Consider the following 17,617-nt stretch of genomic DNA (forward strand, 5'->3'; position numbering starts at 1 on the left):
TTCTCCAAGAAGAGCCTGCGAGACTTAATTGCACCAACTGACATCCCGATTCAAGAGGGGTATCAGATGGAGCTTCTTAAAACATGAAAATAACTGGGACAGCAGTGGGTCAGAGCCCTTTTTCACTCTTAACCGGTCGGCCTCGACGGGCATGTCCCACTTTGCACCCCAGCTGGGCTTCTACTCGCTGTTTAAAATAATCGCTACCCAGCGGTGTCCCCGTGGTCCAGGATTCATAGATCCTGTTCACGTCTTCGGTTGCGATCGATCCTCTAAATAGCTCTGTGTAAGCTGTCGCTGCGGTTGATGCAGAGCCTTCTCCCAGGGCCATATAAATCGGGTGTGGCGAGACAAATGAAATGCTGCGCAATCCGGCGTTATGGGCAAAGCTTGACCAGCGATAGTGCCCTGGCAGCTCTGCCATGCCTGCCCTTACCGGGTTCAGTTCAATATATCTCATCACGGTCAGTAGATATTGCTCGTCCTGCACCAGGCTCGCCTTGAAGCGACCCTCCCAAATAGTCCCGGATTTACCGTATTTATGATTGATATAGGGCACATAGCGTCTACCGATATATTGCATAAGCTGGCTTGCGGCTGCTTCTGTGGTGGGTGTGACCAGCAAGTGCACGTGATTGGTCATCAGTACAAAGGCATGAACAGCCACCTTGTACTTGATTGCGGCCTCCTTCAGCCAGTGGGCATAGGTTGCATAATCTTGTGACTCAAAAAAGACCGGCTGGCGGGAATGGCCGCGCTGAACAAGATGGGCCGGTACGCCGGCGATAAAGAATCTCCGTTTCCTGGGCATAGCTTCATCCTTGAAACCAATCGTGAAAAGTTAAGGCTATCAGAAATGAAAGTGGAGTACACAATGTCGAATAAAGATCTCAAAAAGGGCTCTGACCCCTTTTCTGGTTATAAACCCTCTTTTTTTAATTGCATTGGTTCCAATTTTCTAGTGACCTCTGTCACATAATTCACTAGAATCACCGTCTCAAATTGGGGGTGTTGTCTTTGTTCTGCATTGGTTTGATGTGGCTTGGGCAATAAATGGAAGTGTTTTAGGGATATCATTAGGAGCTTTACCATGTATAAAAAATTTACCGCACCATCAATGATGGCGCTGTGTGCCGCTGTGGGCGCATCTCAGGTACAGGCATTGGAGCCTGCAGTTATCAAGGCGGGCGCGTTTGAGCTGACGCCGGCGTTGACTCTGGAGCAGCGTTACGACAACAACATTTTTTCTCAGCCAGAAGACGAGAAAGAATCCTGGGTCACTGTGTTGGCGCCCTCTATTCAGGCCGCTGCCGATCTGGGGACTGTTGAAGTGTTGATGGGTTATCAGCATTCTGCCGGCCTGTATGAGGCCAGCAGCGACGACAATTTCAACGATAATACCGCCTCGGCCGCGATGAGCTGGGAGCCAAATCACCGCAATCAGCTGGATCTGACGGCCACCTATAACGACAGCCATGAAGATCGCGGTACCGGTTTCAGTCAGGGCAGCGGTGCGGATGGTATCGAAGAGCCGGACACTTACGAAGACATCACCCTGGACGCCGAGTACGTCTACGGCAGCGAGACCTCGCCTGGTCGCCTGGTGTTCAACGTCACCAACTACGATAAGGAATACACCAATCACCGTGACCTGACCAAAGGTCGCGATCGTGAAGACCTGAGCGGTGGCGTAACCTTCTACTGGGGCGTTGGCGGCAAGACCGATGTATTGCTCGAAGCCAAGCAAACCGATATTGACTACAACAGCGATCCCGATGCGGTTGTGGGCTCATTCGATACCCTGGACAGCACCGTAACCAAATACATGGCGGGTGTGACCTGGGAAGCGACGGCCAAAACCACCGGTATCATCAAGGTCGGTCAGGCCAAGAAAGACTTTGACGATGCCGATCGCAAAGACTTCTCCGGCACCAGCTGGGAGGCCGAAGTGCAGTGGGCGCCCAAAACCTACTCCATGATCTCGCTGAACACGGCCCGTGAGCCCCGTGAAACCAATGGTGTCGGTAGCTTCATTGATGCCGAAACCTATGGTGTGAGCTGGCAGCACAGCTGGACTGACCGCGTCACCAGCAATCTGTTCTACAACTTTACCGACGAAACCTACAAGGGTGCCGCGGTTAAGCGTGAAGACGAGCTGACCGCTTACGGCTTGCGTGTGGATTACAGCATGCGTCGTTGGTTGGATGTGGGCTTTTCAGCCTCTTACAGCGAGAAAGACTCTACTCAAAATGCCTTCAGTTATGAGCGCAACCAAGTGGCTATGCACTTGAACGTAAGTATGTAAGAAAAAGCAGATGCGAGATGCGAGTGGCGAGATGCGAGGAAAAACAGTTTCCTTGGCTCGTATCTCGTATCTCGTATCTCGTATCTGGGTAATAATATGAAATTTATGCAAGCTCGTGGTTTTGTGGCTCTGCTGGTGATTTTGCTGGCTCAGTTTTCAGGCAGTGTGTACGCCCAGGGTGGCGGCATGTCTGAATATACGCTGGGGTCTGGTGATGTGATTCGAATTTTGGTGTACGGCGAAGACGACTTGTCTGTTGAGTCGCAATTGAGCGATGCCGGCACCCTGTCTTACCCGTTTCTGGGTGAGCTGCAACTGCTTGGCCTGACCGTGGGTGAGCTGCAAAACAAGATTACCCAGGGGTTGCTGGGTGACTATCTGATCGACCCTAAAGTGTCGGTCACGATTCTGGAATACCGTCAGTTCTACATTAATGGCGAAGTCGAAAAGCCCGGCGGCTTTCCCTTTCAGCCCGGCCTGACCATTCGTAAAGCGGTCTCTCTGGCTGAGGGCTTTACCGAACGGGCGTCCAAAAAGAACATCTTTGTGGTGTCGGACAACGACCCCACCTCGACCCCGCGCCGCGTAGAGCTGAACAGCCCGGTCCAACCCGGTGACAGCATTACCATAGAACAAAGTTTTTTCTAGACAGATGCCGAGATTCGAGATGCCGAGATTCGAGAAAAGTCACCGTAACTCGTCTCTTTTTCCTCGTATCTCGTATCTCGTCCTCTCGTAACTTTTTTACATTTGAGTTTTTATGAAAGATTTAACGTCAGCCGACCAACGCCCGGAATTTCAGGAAGAAGTGATTGATTTACGCCATTACTGGCGTGTTTTGATGCAGCACAAATGGAATATAGCTGCCTTATCGTTTGTGGTGACGTTATTGACCGTGCTGGTGGTGTTTTCGATGACGCCGGTGTTTAAGGCCTCTACCACCGTCCTGATCGAAAGCGAGCAGGCCAAGGTGTTGTCCATTGAGGATGTTTATGGCCTCAACACCACCAACAAAGAATACTTTCTGACCCAGTTTGAGATTTTAAAGTCTCGCGATCTGGCTGAACGGGTTATTCGCCGCCTGAAGCTCGATACCCACCCGTTATTTGACCCCCGCCAGCGTGAGAGTGGTTTCAGCCTGCGTGCGTTGATTCCGGTGGACGACGATGAGGCGCCTCTCACTGAGCAGGAAATTTTCGACGACGTTTTCGCCCAGTTTAACGACGCGTTGAGTATCGAGCCGGTGCGCAATACCCAGTTAGTAAAGATCAATTTCGAATCTGCCGACCCCAAGTTGGCGGCCGCCATTACCAATACTTTGGCCGATGTGTTCATCGAGAGCTACATGGAAGCCAAGTTGAGCGCTACGCGCAAGGCGGCGGACTGGCTAGGCGAGCGCTTGGGCGATTTGCGCGATACCTTGCAGGCTTCTGAAGAGCGTTTGCAGGACTACCGTGAATCTGCCGAGCTGGTGGATGTGCAGGGTGTGCAAACCATGGGCGCCGAAGAACTGGAGCAGTTGACCCAGCGCTACGTAGAGGCCCGCCGCAACCTGACCGAATTACAGAATATCGCCGAACAAGTGCAGTCTTTGGGCGGCAGCCCGACCATCGACCAGTTGATGGCGATCCCCAGCGTCTTGCGTCACCCGTTGGTGCAATCTTTAAAGCAATCGCAGGCCGAGGCCGAGCGCAAGGTGGCGGAGCTGAGTAAGCGTTACGGCCCCAAACACCCGAAAATGAAGGCTGCCATGTCGGAGTCGAGTCAGGCTTTGGGTGAACTGAAGCGCCAGGTACAACGTGTGGGCAGTGGTCTGCAGGCCGATTACCGGGCCGCGATGCAAACCGAACGCACCTTTGCCGCGCAACTGGACGACGCCAAGAAGCGCTTGCAGGGCATTAACCGCAAAGAATTCAAGCTGCGTGAACTGGAGCGCGAGGTGCAAACCAACCGCCAGTTGTACGATATGTTCATGAAGCGCGCCAAAGAAACCGACGAAGCCGGTGGCCTGCAGGCGGCCCACGCGCGGGTGATTGACCCGGCGGTGGCGCCACGTTTGCCGGTTAAGCCGAAGAAAGCCCTGATTGCGTTGCTGGCCATGGTGGCCAGTGGCATGCTGGGTGTGATGTTGGCCTTCTTGCAGGACGCGCTCAACAACACCGTGCGTACCCCAGATGATGTCGACGAGAAACTGCGTGCGCCGATGCTGGGCTTTTTGCCGCTGGTGAAGTCGAACAAATCCGAGCAGGCCTTTGAAGGCTTCTTGTCCGACGGCAAGAGTAATTTTGCCGAAGCGATACGCACCATCCGTACCGGTTTGATGCTGTCGAACCTGGACGAGCCGCACAAGATCACTGTGATCACCTCGTCGGTACCCAACGAAGGCAAATCCACCGTATCGCTGAACCTGGCCGAAGCGGTCGGGCAGATGGAAAAAGTGCTGTTGATCGACGCCGACATGCGCCGCCCAACCCTGGCCAAAACCATTGGCTTGCCACGCAGCGCCCCGGGCTTATCGAATCTGGTCGCCGGCACTGCCGATTTCAAAGACTGCGTACACAAACTGCCAAACTCCACCGTCGACGTGATCACCGCCGGTGTGGTGCCGGGCAACCCACTGGAACTGTTGTCGTCCAAACGCTTTGCCCAGGTACTGCAAAAATTGAGCGAACGCTACGACCGTATCCTCATCGACTCCGCCCCGACACACGCCGTGAGCGACGCCATGGTGCTGTCCACCTACGCCGACGCCCTGGTGTACGTAGTCAAAGCCGATGACACCGCCGCTCCCCTGGCCGCCAAAGGCATCAACCGCCTGAAAGAAGTCGGCGCAACCATCACTGGCGTTGTCCTCAATCAGGTCGATGTGGAAAAAACCAGCAACTACGGTTCGTACTACGCGGGTTATTATCAGGGGTATGGGTATACCTCGGAAGAAGAGGCGGCTTAAGCAGCCCCTTCTTCCTAGATGCGAGATAAGAGCAGATTCGAGATTCGAGGATCTAAAAGATAGAAAAAGATTAAATACAGGGACGAGACGTTAAGTCTATTTGAAGATAGGATTTAAGGAGCATGGATGCTTTATGAAAATCTTGAGGTTTGGAAGCGCAGTCGAGCTTTAGCGATTCAGGTTTACCAAACTCTGTCACACTGCCGTGACTTCGGTTTCAAAGATCAAATCACACGGTCAGCATTATCGGTTCCCAGTAATATTGCTGAGGGCTGTGAGCGGATGTCAGGTAAAGAGCGGCGACGGTTTCTGGATATAGCAAAAGGCTCAATTGGGGAATTTAAAACCCAGGCTGATATTGGAATTGCAGTGGGTTTTATCCCCGATGAAATAGGTAAGCGCTGGCTGGCCGAAGCCAGTGAATTGTCAAAAATGTTAAAAGGTTTAATTCGAAGTGTTAAAGATTAAAGCCAACGACTTTCCTCTACCACCTACAAGCGTCTCGCATCTGGTCTTATTCAGTATCTCGCGACTAGCTACTCGCCTCTCGAATTTGTCTTTTCCTCGCATCTCGTCACCTAGCTTCTCGAATTTGTCTTTTCCTCGCATCTCGTCACCTAGCTTCTCGATCTTGCCTTTTCCTCGCATCTCGTCATCTCGTCATCTCGCATCTGGCCCCTTATGATCGACATCCACTGCCACCTTCTCCCTGCAATCGACGACGGTCCCAAAGACATGTCGGCTGCTCTGGATCTTGCTCGCCAGGCGGTTGCCGACGGAGTGACGCACTCTGTGGTGACGCCGCATATTCATCATGGCCGTTGGGAGAATTCTATTCCCGGGATCCACAAGGCGGTGTTGGCGTTTCGTGAGGCGTTGTCTGCGGCAGAGATTCCCTTAACGGTGGGGTTTGCCGGCGAGGTTCGTATTGGGCCTGAGATTTTATCGATGTTGCCCAATCGGGAAATACCGTTCTTGGGTAACCGCGATGGCAAGAAGGTGATGTTATTGGAAATGCCGCACAGTCACATCCTGCCCGGTACCGATAAAATTGTCAGCTGGCTGATCAAGCAGAATGTGATGCCGATGATTGCCCACCCGGAACGCAATAAAGATGTGATGCGCAAGATGGATACCTTAAAGCCGCTGATTGAGTTGGGCTGCTTGTTCCAGGTCACCGCCGGTTCGGTGGTGGGTCAGTTTGGTGAATCGGCCCAGGAGCGGGCCGAACAACTATTGGAGATGGGTGTGGTGACGGTATTGGCCTCCGACGCCCATCATGTCGGACGCCGTCCGGTCAATTTAACCGCAGGCCGCGAAGCCGCCGCCGCGATTGTGGGCCAGGAAGAAGCGCACAAGCTGGTGTACGACAATCCATTGAAGATTGTGGGTGGGCAGTTTGTGGCTTGAAAGCAGATGCGAGATAAGTTCAGATTCGAGATCCGAGTGAGAGAAGCTTGCGAGATACAAATTAAAGTCAGTTGCAGCATTTAAGCTATTCTTACACCTGCTTTTATCTCGTATCTGGGTTCATCTCGAATCTTATATCTCATATCTCGAATCTGGGCTCATCTCGCATCTGATTTTTTAAAAGAGTGTAATCAATGTTATCTCGGCAGTTTGTCCAATATGTAGCCATCGGTGTGCTGGTCGCGCTGGGCTTGTCTTCGGCGTCGGCGATGTGGGGCGATTTGAATGGCTATCAGGCGAAGCGGCTTGAGCTTCGTTGGGGACGTTTGGATGCTCCGTTGACGTTGGCGCAGTGGCATTCGGCACGTTCGTACCTCGAGACCGCGTTGGCTTTTTCGCCCGGTCACCCGGATTATTTGCAGTCGATGGGGCGTTTGTACAGTTGGCGGTTTTTCGTGGCGGATGCTGAGCCTGCGGTGTCGGATACCGGCTTGGCGTTTTATCAGCAGGCGATTGCCGAGCGACCATACTGGCCTTATGCCTGGTCGGAGTTGGCGCTGCTGAAATCTCAGGCGGGTCAGTTTGATGAAGCATTCTGGCAGGCGATGACGGTGAGTCAGCAGTATGGTCCCTGGGATCGTCGGTCGGTAATGAGCGCCTTGAATGCCGGTCTGGGGGCCTGGCCACAGTTGAGTTGGTCGCAGCGCGGTGACGTGCAGGCACTGTTTGAAAAAGCCCTGTCTTTTTCTGTGAAGTTTTCCCGTCAGGCCTTTGCGATGGCGGAACAGCGCGGCATGGAGGCGGCTTTTTGTGTGAGCCTGCAGAGCAATGACATCTCGCAGTTTGCTCGCCGTCATTGCCAGCAGGTTCTGTCTAAAAGTGTCTTGTTCAAAAAAGCCCCGCAGTAGCGTTTGGGTTTAGATCGTTGGTCTTTTAAAGAGGGTTTTGCGCCCGTTTGTTGTGCGGGCAAGCCCTTTTGTGGGGCTTTAACGTGGGTTGCTGTTACAGATACGCGGCTTTGCTGTTCGTAATTTCACCCGCTTTGCTGTGGTCGTCTTTTCTAAAGCTGTTTTTTTGCAATTTCCCCGTTGTGATAGATCAAAATGTACGGGTCTCGGTTCATGTAAATGTTGAGACATGTGTCACACTAATGATACCATCCCCTTGCTCAAAATTTTTAGATTGAGGTCTTCGTACCGATTTGGTGTGTGCCCTTATCAGCGTTTTGAGTGTCTTGGGGGACAACTCTTTTACTGAACAATAACTGTGCAGAGACCCATTCAGTATCCTTTATTTCAGGGTATTTGATGTCGTTTGCGCGTTGGTAATTGATTTGTTATTGCCTGTTATTAAGGGCTAAGAGCTAAAAAAGTTTCAAGAAGGATCTCTTGTGTCAACTAATCAGGGTTTGATTAAACCGTATGCGTCGCAACTGGCGTTCGTGTCACGTTGTTTAGACTCGGCGTTAATTGTTTTAGCCATTGTTATCGTCGGCTGGTTCAATAACCAGGCGGTGACTAGCGACTTCTTGATGGCGGGCTTGCTCGGCGGCCTGTTACACCAGATTCTGGCTGACTTTACCGACATCTATCGCTCCTACCGCACCGAAAGTTTATGGGCCGAGGCCAAGCAGGTCGCTTTATGCTGGACCATGGGCTTTGTCATTATTTGTCTGTTGGGGCAGTTCAGCCCGGTTGAAGCCACACTCTTTTCCTGGCCGATGGTGGCGCAGTGGTTTATCGCGGTTCTGTCCATGTTGCTGGTTTGGCGCGTTGTCGTTCGCAGTGCTATGCGCAGGCTGCGGTCTATGGGGTATAACTCCCGTTCGGCGGCCATTGTGGGCACCGGCAGTCTGGCTCTCCAAGTGGCCAGCCGGCTGAAATCAGCCCACTGGGCGGGCTACAAAATTCACGGCTTTTTTGACGACCGTCGCAAGTCCCGCGAGCTGGACTTTGATTGCCGCCGTGCGGCTTACGGTTCGAGCATTGAGTGCGATGCCATTGGCACCATCAATGAACTGGTGGAAAAAGCCATCTCTGGCGAGCTCGACAGCATTTACATTGCCCTGCCCATGCGCGCCGAAAAACGCATTCAGGATATTCTGGCTCGGTTGTCCAACTCCACCGCCACGGTTTACGTAGTGCCGGACCTCAATGTGTTCGAACATTTGCACGCCCGCAGCTTTAACCTCAATGGTTTACCGGCGTACGGTTTGATCGGCGAGCCCATGCGCGGTTTGAACGGCTGGCTCAAGCGCCTGGAAGACATTGTAATAGCCTCCATCATCCTCACCATGATTTCACCATTAATGCTGTTTATTGCAGCGCTGGTAAAACTGACTTCACCGGGCCCGGCGATTTTCAAGCAGCAGCGCTACGGCCTGGACGGCAAGTCGATCAAGGTTTGGAAATTCCGCACCATGAAGGTGATGGAAAACGGCAGCGACTTCAAGCAGGCCACCAAAGGCGATAACCGCATCACTCGCGTCGGGGCTTTCCTGCGCAAAACCTCGCTGGACGAACTGCCACAGTTTATCAATGTGTTGCAGGGCAGTATGTCGATTGTGGGCCCAAGACCCCACGCCATTGCCCACAACGAAGAATACCGTGGCATCGTGAAAAACTACATGCGCCGCCACAAGATCAAGCCAGGCATCACCGGCTGGGCACAAGTGAACGGCTGGCGCGGCGAGACCGATACCCTGGAAAAAATGGAAAAACGCGTCGAACACGATCTACACTACATACATCACTGGTCTGTGTGGTGGGACATTAAAATTATCATTAAGACCATCTTTAAGGGTTTTATTGGTAAGAATGCGTATTAGGGAAAAGCAGTGGCTAGTTACTAGTTACTAGTGGCTAGAAGCTAGAAGCTAGAAGCTAGGAAGGGACAGGAGTAGGCACTAACTAGAAGCTAGGAAAAGACAGAGCAAACAGAAAGAATGAAGTGCTGTGAGATTTTGCTGGCATCGTAACTCATGCCTGGGTTTATCACTGACTAGCCTTTCCAGTCTTTTCCTAGTTACTAGTAACTAGTAACTAGGAACTCATAACTAACCACTAGCCGGCGACACGAGTGTTGTTCACCCGTCAGCTGACTTGAGTCACACCAGTGCGAATTCTCATGTTGTACAATTTGATCAAACGGGTGAGTCGTCAGACCGGCTTTGTCTCTGCGGCATCGACATGTTGCACGCAGAGGCTGGATGAACATGCAGCATAGCAGTGGGGTGAGAGGTTGGTAGGTGCTTTGCTTTCCAATACGCTGATTTGGCGCTGCCTTGCGCTGCTGGCTTTAGTGCTGATGGCCTGGGCCGGTTTTCGACCTGACCCGCTGCCGCAGTATACGGATCATTTTGATAAATGGGTGCATGGGATTGCCTTCGCGGGCATCACCATCACCTTCCTCTTGGCCTTCCCTCGCTGGCACTGGCTCTTCATTCTGAGCGCCTTGGTCGCCTTGGGCTTCGGCATTGAAATCGGGCAAGACCTCTACCTGCCCAAACGCACCTTCGATTGGGAAGATTTTGCTGTAGACACTGTCGGTGTCATCGTCGGCGCAATTTTAATTTTTGCTATTACGCGCTATGTTAAGCCATATGGCAGAAAAGAAAGTCTCTAGAAGCTAGGAAAAAACAGTAGCTAGTGGCTAGTAACTAGAGGCGAGGAAAAGACAGGGGCAAATAAAAGACTGAAATTTTTGGAAGTATTTCCTAGCTCTTTATCTCGTGCCAGCCCTTATCATTGTCTGGGCTTTCCAGTCTTTTCCTCGTAACTCGTAACTACAAAGTGAACTGCGCAGCAAGAGAGCACCCTGGGGTGGCCACTAGTCTTTCCAATCTTTTCCTAGAAACTAGCCACTAGCTACTAGTTTCTAGCCACTCCAAAGTGAATTACGTAGCAAGAGAGCCCCCTGAGGTGGCCGCTAGCCTTTCCAATCTTTTCCTAGTCACTAGTCACTAGTCACTAGCTACTAGTAACTAGCCACTACGAACTAACCCCCAGCCACTACCAAATTACCCACTCCCTCCCACAGCAATTTCACTCCAACCACCATCAGAAAGAAATAACACAACCGGTAGATGAGCTGTTCGCTCACCTTGTGCAGGCAGTAAAACCCCAGCCTGACGCCAATCGGCGCTAACGGAATCAACACCAGCGAGGTCATCAGGTTGCTGTGGTCAAATTGCCCCAGCCAGGCGTAAGGGATGACCTTGACCAGATTCACCACCGTGAAAAACACCGCGAAAGTGCCCATCAACAAGGTTTTTTCCAGTTGCTGCGGCAGCATGTACACGCTGATCGGCGGACCGCCGGCGTGGATACCAAAGCTGGTGAAGCCGGCAATCGAGCCCCAGAAGGTGCCGCGCAGGGCATTGGGCTCGCGCTTGACCGTGCTTTTGCGTTTGAACCAGTAATCGAGGCAGAAGGCCACAGAGATGAGGCCGATCATGATGCGAATGGCATCTTCAGAGAGGTAGCGAAAGGTAAACGCCCCCACCACAATCCCGGCAATTGCCCCGGGCAGGGTGTATTTGATGTTGATCCGGCTCCACTGGCCGCGAAAGCTCCAGATGGCGACAAAGTCCATGGCGACCAGGATGGGCAACAGAATCGCCGCCGCGGTCACCGGCGAAATCGCCAGCGTCATCAGCGGCACAGAAATGACCGCAATACCGCCACCAAAGCCACCCTTCGCCATCCCGTAAAGCAGGATGGCGGGAATGGCGCAAAGGTAGAAAAATGGATCAGTGATCATAGAAGGGCAGATGCGAGATGCGAGTGGCGAGGTGCGAGGAAAACATAAAACCCAAGCATCCGCCCTCGCTGTCAGTATGGCTGGCTGCTGCCTTTTTCCAGCTCCTCGCCTCTGGTCCCTTTTCTTTTCCTCGCATCTCGTATCTCGCCACTCGCCTCTATCTTTTTACATCTTCTCCATCGTCTCAATGCCCAGCAAATCCAACCCAGTCTTGAGGGTCTGGGCCGCGACGTGGGCAATGCCCAGACGGCTGTTGCGGGTGGCGGTATCGACGTCTTTTTTCAGGATCGGGCAGGCTTCGTAAAATTTCATGAACAGGCTGGCCACGTCGTACAGGTAGGTACACAGTACGTGAGGGTAAGCTTCGCGGGTTACCTGATCCAGCACTTCCGGGAATTGCAGCAGTTTGAGGGCCAGGGCTTTTTCCGCTTCGGTGCCGATGTTGATGTCGGCAGCCAGGTCGGTGGGTTTGACACCGGCTTTGCGGAAAATACTTTGAATCCGGGTGTAGGCGTACTGCAAGTAAGGGGCCGTGTTGCCTTCAAAGCTGAGCATGGCATCCCAGTTGAAGATGTAGTCGTTGGTGCGGGTTTTTGACAGGTCGGCGTACTTCACCGCGCCAATACCGACTTTCTGTGCGACCTCGACTTTTTCTTCTTCGCTTAAGCCCGGGTCTTTTGCGGCGATGAGGGCGGCGGCGCGCTCGACGGCTTCATCCAGCAGGCTGGCCAGTTTCACGGTGCCGCCCGTGCGGGTTTTGAACGGCTTGCCGTCGGGGCCCATCATGGTGCCGAAGGCGTGGTGCTCAAGGCTCACATTGTCAGGCACAAACTTGGCCTTGCGGGCGAGGGTGAACACCTGGTTCATGTGCAGCGACTGACGGGCATCGATAAAGTAGAGGATGCGGTCAGCTTGCAGCGACTGGGTGCGGTAGCGCAGGGCGGCCAGATCGGACGTGGCGTACAGGTAGCCACCGCCTTGCTTCTGGATGATGACCGGGCTGGGGTTGCCTTCTTTGTCGGCCAGCTCTTCCAGGAACACCACTTGAGCGCCCTGGTCTTCGACGGCCAGACCTTGCTTTTTCAGTGCGGCGACCACTTTCGGCAGGTCGTCGTTGTAAGCGCTCTCACCGCGTACGTCTTCCTCTTTCAGGGTGACGTTCAGTTGTTCATAAATTTCTTCACTGTGGTGCAGGGAGACGCGCTTGAATTTTTCCCACAAGCCCAGCACCCGCTCATCGCCCGACTGCAGTTTGACCACGTAATCGCGGGCGCGCTTGGCGAAGTCTTCGTCTTCATCAAAGTGTTTTTTGGATTGCTGGTAGAAACCTTCCAGATCCTTGAGGGCGAATTCAGCGGCTTCGCCATCTTCAATCTGGTCTTCCAGTTCAGCAATCAACATGCCGAACTGGGTGCCCCAGTCGCCCACGTGGTTCTGGCGGATCACGCGGTGCCCCTGAAACTCCAGGGCGCGTACCAGAGCGTCGCCGATGATGCTGGAACGCAGGTGACCGACGTGCATTTCTTTGGCCAGGTTGGGGGAGGAGTAGTCCACCACCACGGTTTGAGGCGCCGCCACCTTTTCCTGTCCCAGTTGAGGGTCATTGAGCAGGGTGGCGGTCTGTTGCGCCAGCCAGTTGTCGGCCAGGTGGATGTTGATGAATCCGGGGCCGGCAATTTCGGTTTTTTCGGCAATGCCGTCCAGGTCGAGGTTGTCGAGAATAGTCTGAGCCAGTTCGCGAGGGTTGGTTTTCATGGCCTTGGCGGCGGCCATGGCGCCATTGGCCTGATAGTCACCAAAGCCCGCTTTTTTGGACGGGGCAAGGTGTGCACTGTAGTCGGCGGGAATGCCGGCTGCTTGCATGGCCTGTTGGACTTTTTGGTTCAGCAGTTCGCGAATATTCATAGGGACTCAATTGGGGTATCTGTATGGGGCTTTTGATTTAAAAAATGTCTAATTCAAAACGTGCCTGATTAACAAGCGTGTCGCTTTAGTTGGCGTCAGCTGCATCCTGAGCCGCGGTCAGTTCTGTACCGTGGGCCAAGTCCAGTTCTGTACCGTGGCCAAGTATAGTCATAGCCTGAACCTGTAATCTAAACCGGACTTATGGTGTGCAGGGCGCGCGTATGTTTGGACACGCTAAATATGGTGCGCGATTTTATCGTGCCGGGGCGCTAATTAGTAGGTTGGATGTGGGATTTCTAGTAGGTTGGATGTGGGACTTCACGGCTTGCGCCCCGTCGAATACCCGTTAGCTGCCCCAGAAAGCGTTGATAATGGGACTCTTCAGGCGTTTTTTGAGGGTACACAGGCCGACATCGTACTGCCCCAATTCATTCGGCAGCGACAGGATTTTGACGCGATCGGCCAGAGGGCTGTTTTCCAGCACAATCTGTGGGACGACTCCGATGCCAAATCCGAGGCTCACCATGCTCACCATGGCCTCGTGGCCGGCCACCTGGGCGTAAATTCGGGGCGACACTTTCATGCGCTTGAACCAGCCGTCGACCCGCTCCCGGGCGATCCCTTCTTCGGACAAAATCATCGGCGTATTGGCCCACTCCTCGGCATTGCTGGGCGTGCTGGTAAGTAAGTTGTCACTCGCTTCCCGGGGGGCAATCAGCACCAGCGGTGACACTGCGACCCGGCGGAAGGCCAGATTGTCCGGCAGCTTGTCGGGTCGGGCGGCGATGGCAATGTCCTCCTGGCCGTTCAGGACCCGGTTGATGGCCGGGGCGGGATCGCCGGTGTGCAGCTTCAGCTCGATGCGCGGGTGGCGTTGTCGAAAGTCACTGAGGATGTCATACAGGAAGCTGTAGCTGGCGGTGACGGAGCAATAGATGCTGATCTCGCCTTTCAGGTCGTGGCTTTCCTGCATCAGCGATTCGCGAAAGGCATCCCACTGCTGCAGGGTGTCGCGCGCATAGGTCTGAAACAGTTTGCCTTCCTGGGTCAGGGCCACCCGGCGGTTGTCTCTCTCAAACAGGGTGACGCCTAAATTTTCTTCCAGCTGCTTGATGCTGCGGCTGAGCGCAGAGGCGCTGATGTGCAACTCTTCGCTGGTGCGACCAAAGTGCAGGGTTTCTGACAGGTTCAGGAACAGAGTCAGTGAGCGAGTGTCCATAAACGAGCATCCATAAACGAGTACCCATAGGCGGGTCTTGGGCGGTGTTTGAGCGGTTGTGTTTTTAGTGGTGTTGCAAAAATGTAAACGTGGTGTTGCAAATATATCATTTTACGCAACGAAAGCTATCTCTTAGAATGCGCGTCCAATGAATCATTGTCCCCACTGGGTCTGGTCTCTTGCGCGAGCCTCAATAAAGCGCGGTTTCGTCTGAGGTCTGCGCTGGCGCGATGGTTCGAATGTCAGGTTTTGGGGTGAGCCCCAATACATGCCTGAGGTGAATGATTTCCTGAGGCGGGTTTTGATCGGATGGTCAGCCGGCTTCATGTATTTGCTGAATTTATGCCTTCGTTGATGAAGGTTTTCTTCTGTTAAGAGGTGAATGATGAAAGTTTATTACGATAAGGACTGCGATCTGTCCATTATCCAGGGCAAGAAAGTTGCTGTTATTGGTTACGGTTCACAGGGGCACGCTCACGCTTGTAACCTGAAAGATTCTGGCGTTGATGTGACCGTTGGCCTGCGTGCAGGTTCTGCTTCTGTGGCGAAAGCCGAAGCTCACGGTCTGAAAGTTGCCGATGTGCCTACTGCCGTTGCGGCCGCTGACGTTGTTATGATCCTGACTCCGGACGAGTTCCAGAGCAAGCTGTACAACGAAGAAATTGAGCCAAACATCAAGCAGGGCGCTACCCTGGCTTTTGCTCACGGTTTTGCGATTCACTACAATCAGGTTGTTCCTCGTGCTGATCTGGACGTCATCATGATCGCTCCTAAGGCGCCAGGTCACACCGTTCGTAACGAGTTTGTTAACGGCGGCGGTATTCCTGATCTGATCGCTATTTACCAGGACGCTTCCGGCTCTGCCAAAGAAGTGGCTCTGTCTTACGCTTCTGGCGTGGGTGGCGGACGTTCCGGCATCATCGAAACCACTTTCAAAGATGAGACCGAAACTGACCTGTTTGGTGAGCAAGCGGTACTGTGTGGTGGTTGTGTTGAGCTGGTTAAAGCCGGTTTCGAGACCCTGACTGAAGCGGGTTACGCGCCAGAAATGGCTTACTTCGAGTGTCTGCATGAGCTGAAGCTGATTGTTGACCTGATGTACGAAGGCGGCATCGCCAACATGAACTACTCCATCTCCAACAATGCGGAGTACGGTGAGTATGTGACGGGTCCTGAGGTTATCAACGAAGAGTCTCGTTGGGCTATGCGCAACGCTCTGAAACGCATTCAGGATGGTGAGTACGCCAAGATGTTCATCACTGAAGGTCAGACCAACTACCCTTCAATGACTGCGAACCGTCGTAACAACGCGGCACACCCAATCGAGCAAGTGGGCGCGCAGCTGCGTTCCATGATGCCCTGGATTGAGGCGAACAAGATCATCGATAAGAGCAAAAACTAAGTTCAGGCTCTCTGATGTGATTGACAAAACGCGGCTTCGGCCGCGTTTTTGGGTTCTGGGGGTGAGGTTTTGAGGTCTTTTTTGTGAGAACTGCAATCCTTTCTACCGGGGCTAAGAACCAGTATCATGGCCTCCTTTCAATATTTGTGTATAAAAGGCTCTAATGAAAGATCAGACCCCTAAAGATGATGAACAATCTGCCCGTCCTCATGATCAGCAGGATAAGGGCCTCCGCGATGAGAGTGTTCGGGGTGAAGGTGCCTCAGTGGACAGTGCTTCGGACGATGCAGCCCGGGATGAGAGCATCTTGCCTATCGATTTGCCCATTGATGAGCATTTCGAAGAGGTCAATGAAAACGGCAAAAAGGTGCGTCGTCGAGGCATCTATTTGTTGCCCAATCTCTTTACCACGGCGGCGCTGTTCAGTGGCTTTTACGCCATCATGGCCGCCATGCAGGGTAACTTTGAATTTTCAGCCCTGGCGATTCTGGCGGCCATGATTTTTGATGGTCTGGATGGTCGGGTGGCCCGCATGACCAATACCACCAGCGAGTTTGGTGTCCAGTACGACAGCTTGTCGGATATGGTTTCCTTTGGGGTTGCCCCGGCTTTGGTGGTGTACTCCTGGGCTCTGGTGGATCTTGGGAAGTTTGGCGTAGGCGTTGCGTTTGTGTATGTGGCCGGAGCGGCTTTAAGGTTGGCGCGCTTTAACACCCAGGTCGGGGAGGTGGATAAGCGTTATTTTATCGGCCTGGCGAGCCCGGCAGCAGCGGCAGTCATTGCGGGTATGGTGTGGGCCGGATTTGATGTCGACATGGCGGGGCGCCCCTCGATCGTTGCGGGTATCGTGACCGCACTGATGGGCTTGCTGATGGTGTCCAACGTCAAGTACAGCAGCTTCAAAGAGCTCGACTTTCGTGGCCGGGTGCCATTTTTCATGATTTTGCTGGTGGTGTTGGCGTTTGGGGTTGTTGCCATCGATCCGCCAAGAATCTTGTTGGGCTTGTTTGGGCTGTATGCGGCCTCGGGTTTGGCTATGTGGGTTTGGTCTCTCCGAAAGAAAGGGAGCTAAGCGCCTGTCGCGCCTTCGCTTGGTTGTGAGCGGGCGCGGTGATGGCATTGAAAGAGGGCGCATAGCGCCCTTTTTTGTAGGGCGGGTTCCGGTGTGTGAAAGTGGTGATCCTTTCTTGAAGTCTTTTCCTTCTTGTCTATAGTTAAAGATGCCCGTAAGGAAACTTGTCTGCGGACCTCTCTGGTTTTTCCATACGGGGTTTTCCCCTTAAAAGATTCAAATTCCAGTTGACCACATGGTGGTGGATCAGCATAATGCGCCTCCCTTGATTGCCGAGGGCCTGAAAGTACTAAGAATCAATAGGTTGCAGTGCTTTTTTGAGAGTTAGTCGAGTTTGAAATTAAAGTTTAATATTTCACTTGCTAACTGGTTGGCGCTCCGTATAATGCGCCGCTCTCAACGACGAGCAGCGAGTGATTCGAAGCCAGGTTGTTGAGAGGTAAGCTGAAGTGCAAGAGCTTTTTTAAAGCGTACTTCAGCAGGTTTTTGAAAGTGAAGTTTTGGCGGCTAAGTTGTTAAAACTAAACAAAAAAAGAACTTGCCAAGCTTAACGGATTGCGTATAATGCGCCTCCTGCTTCGGGAACACCGGGG

The 17,617-nt window shown here is 53.0% G+C and carries 14 protein-coding genes; 10 read left to right on the top strand and 4 right to left on the bottom strand.

Going from position 1 to position 17,617, the window contains the following annotated elements:
* Positions 1-109: 109 nt before the first annotated feature.
* Positions 110-811: a transposase gene (locus G8770_RS23460; protein ID WP_167192484.1), complete on the bottom strand. Its 702-nt coding sequence runs from the start codon at positions 809-811 to the stop codon at positions 110-112.
* A gap of 279 nt (positions 812-1,090) precedes the next feature.
* On the opposite strand from G8770_RS23460, the gene G8770_RS23465 reads away from it, so the two are divergent.
* The 8 genes from G8770_RS23465 (at position 1,091) to G8770_RS23500 (ending at position 10,289) form a co-directional block, all read left to right on the top strand.
* Positions 1,091-2,305, top strand: coding sequence for an outer membrane beta-barrel protein (locus G8770_RS23465; RefSeq protein WP_167192485.1), 1,215 nt, complete (start codon positions 1,091-1,093; stop codon positions 2,303-2,305).
* A 96-nt stretch (positions 2,306-2,401) separates the two neighbouring features.
* The gene (locus G8770_RS23470) at positions 2,402-2,953 is read left to right on the top strand and encodes a polysaccharide biosynthesis/export family protein (RefSeq protein WP_243760658.1); all 552 of its coding nucleotides are present in this window, start codon (positions 2,402-2,404) and stop codon (positions 2,951-2,953) included.
* 112 nt (positions 2,954-3,065) lie between these two features.
* Positions 3,066-5,255: a GumC family protein gene (locus G8770_RS23475; protein ID WP_167192486.1), complete on the top strand. Its 2,190-nt coding sequence runs from the start codon at positions 3,066-3,068 to the stop codon at positions 5,253-5,255.
* A gap of 126 nt (positions 5,256-5,381) precedes the next feature.
* A complete protein-coding gene (locus tag G8770_RS23480; RefSeq protein WP_167192487.1) occupies positions 5,382-5,723 on the top strand; it encodes a four helix bundle protein in 342 nt (113 codons plus the stop codon).
* A 213-nt stretch (positions 5,724-5,936) separates the two neighbouring features.
* Positions 5,937-6,665 carry a tyrosine-protein phosphatase gene (locus tag G8770_RS23485; protein ID WP_167192488.1) on the top strand — a complete coding sequence of 243 codons (729 nt, stop codon included), beginning with the start codon at positions 5,937-5,939 and terminating at the stop codon, positions 6,663-6,665.
* Positions 6,666-6,859: 194 nt separating this feature from the next.
* Entirely contained in the window at positions 6,860-7,573 is a 714-nt protein-coding gene (locus G8770_RS23490) for a tetratricopeptide repeat protein (RefSeq protein WP_167192489.1), read from the top strand.
* Between the two features lie 482 nt (positions 7,574-8,055).
* Positions 8,056-9,492 (top strand): undecaprenyl-phosphate glucose phosphotransferase, encoded by a 1,437-nt coding sequence (locus G8770_RS23495; protein WP_208022478.1) that lies wholly within the window; start codon positions 8,056-8,058, stop codon positions 9,490-9,492.
* A gap of 425 nt (positions 9,493-9,917) precedes the next feature.
* Positions 9,918-10,289, top strand: a complete 372-nt coding sequence (locus G8770_RS23500) for a VanZ family protein (RefSeq protein ID WP_167192490.1) — start codon at positions 9,918-9,920, stop codon at positions 10,287-10,289.
* Between the two features lie 372 nt (positions 10,290-10,661).
* On the opposite strand, the gene G8770_RS23505 is transcribed toward G8770_RS23500, so the two are convergent.
* The 3 genes from G8770_RS23505 to ilvY all read right to left on the bottom strand — a co-directional run bounded on the left by G8770_RS23505 (position 10,662) and on the right by ilvY (position 14,550).
* Positions 10,662-11,426, bottom strand: coding sequence for a sulfite exporter TauE/SafE family protein (locus tag G8770_RS23505; protein WP_167192491.1), 765 nt, complete (start codon positions 11,424-11,426; stop codon positions 10,662-10,664).
* A gap of 165 nt (positions 11,427-11,591) precedes the next feature.
* Positions 11,592-13,331 (bottom strand): arginine--tRNA ligase, encoded by a 1,740-nt coding sequence (gene argS / locus G8770_RS23510; protein ID WP_167192492.1) that lies wholly within the window; start codon positions 13,329-13,331, stop codon positions 11,592-11,594.
* Between the two features lie 346 nt (positions 13,332-13,677).
* Complete coding sequence (gene ilvY / locus G8770_RS23515) at positions 13,678-14,550, bottom strand: HTH-type transcriptional activator IlvY (protein ID WP_167192493.1); 873 nt, start codon at positions 14,548-14,550, stop codon at positions 13,678-13,680.
* A 385-nt stretch (positions 14,551-14,935) separates the two neighbouring features.
* Between ilvY and ilvC the strand changes: the two genes are divergently transcribed.
* The gene (gene ilvC / locus G8770_RS23520; RefSeq protein WP_167192497.1) at positions 14,936-15,952 is read left to right on the top strand and encodes a ketol-acid reductoisomerase; all 1,017 of its coding nucleotides are present in this window, start codon (positions 14,936-14,938) and stop codon (positions 15,950-15,952) included.
* Between the two features lie 163 nt (positions 15,953-16,115).
* Entirely contained in the window at positions 16,116-17,024 is a 909-nt protein-coding gene (gene pssA / locus G8770_RS23525; protein ID WP_167192494.1) for a CDP-diacylglycerol--serine O-phosphatidyltransferase, read from the top strand.
* Positions 17,025-17,617 lie beyond the last annotated feature (593 nt).

The sequence above is a fragment of the Pseudomaricurvus hydrocarbonicus genome (assembly GCF_011602365.1).
GTDB classification, from domain to species: Bacteria; Pseudomonadota; Gammaproteobacteria; order Pseudomonadales; family Cellvibrionaceae; genus Pseudomaricurvus; species Pseudomaricurvus hydrocarbonicus.